Origin of the sequence: Romboutsia weinsteinii, from assembly GCF_002250835.2 — a bacterium.
GTDB lineage: Bacteria > Bacillota > Clostridia > Peptostreptococcales > Peptostreptococcaceae > Romboutsia_A > Romboutsia_A weinsteinii.
In genome coordinates, this window is the sequence record NZ_NOJY02000139.1 from 1 (window position 1) to 1,471 (window position 1,471).

Annotated in this window: 1 protein-coding gene; it reads right to left on the reverse strand. The window is 33.4% G+C overall.

The window, feature by feature from the left end; genetic code table 11:
• Positions 1-1,471, reverse strand: a 1,471-nt coding sequence (locus CHL78_RS20175) for a copper-translocating P-type ATPase (protein ID WP_147295876.1), incomplete at both ends; no start/stop codon positions are given.

A 1,471-nucleotide genomic window follows, 5' to 3' on the forward strand; every position in this document is an offset into this window, starting at 1 on the left:
CATTAATACTATATCAGCTGATTCCATAGCTACATCTGTACCACTACCTATTGCTATACCTATATTTGCTTGTGCTAATGCTGGAGCATCGTTTATACCATCTCCTACCATTGCAACGAATTTATCTTGTTCTTGAAGTTTTTTAACTTCATTTGATTTATCTTGAGGTAAAACTTCTGCAAGTACTATATCTATTCCAACTTCTTTAGCTATTGCATCAGCAGTCTTTTTATTGTCACCTGTTACCATAGCTACTTTTATTCCCATACTGTGAAGCTTTTCTATTGCTCTTTTACTACTTTCTTTAACTACGTCAGCTACCGCTATTATTCCTGATAACTCATTTTCCATAGCTATATACATAGGTGTTTTCCCTTGAGTTGCTAATTCATCTGACTTTCCTTGTAAGTCTCCTAAACTTATTTTTCTGTCATCCATAAGTTTTTTATTTCCAAGTAATACATTTTTATTATCTATAGTTACTTCTATCCCATGTCCTGGTATAGCTTTGAATTTTTCTACCTTCATAAATTCTATGTTTTTCTCTTCACCAAATCTTACTATAGCTTCTCCAAGTGGATGTTCTGAACCTTTTTCAGCACTTGATGCTATTTTTAATAAATATTCTTCTTTTGTACTATTAGTTACTACTATATCTGTAACTTGAGGTTTACCTTCTGTTATAGTTCCTGTTTTATCAAATATTATAGTATCTATCTTGTGAGCTAATTCTAATGCTTCTCCGCCTTTTATTAATATTCCATTTTCTGCACCTTTACCTGTACCTACCATTATTGCTGTAGGTGTCGCAAGACCTAGGGCACATGGACAAGCTATTACAAGCACTGATATAAATATTGTAAGAGCAAACTCTAAATCCTTACTTCCAACTACAAACCAAAGTAATGCTGATACCAAAGATATTATTATAACCGCTGGCACGAAATACCCTGATACAGTATCTGCTAGTTTAGCTATTGGCGCTTTTTTACCTTGTGCATCTTCAACTAATTTTATTATTTGAGATAAGACAGTATCTGCACCTACTTTTTCTGTTCTAAACTTTATGCTACCATTTTTATTTATACTTGCTCCTGTAACTTTATCTCCTACATTCTTTTCTACAGGTATACTTTCTCCTGTAAGCATTGATTCATCTACTGAAGTATGACCTTCTATTACAATCCCATCTACAGGTATCTTACTACCTGGCTTAACTATTATTACATCTCCAACCTCTACTTCTTCTATTGGAGTTTCAATTTCTCTTCCATCTTTTACAACTATCGCTGTTTTAGGCTGAAGTCCCATAAGCTTCTTTATCGCTTCACTTGTCTTACCTTTTGATATTGACTCTAGATATTTACCAAGTAATATAAGTGCTATTATTATTCCTGCACTTTCATAATATAATTGGTGGTGTCCATGCCCTACTACCATATCTGTAGTTGCCATTTGAACTGTTGTATAT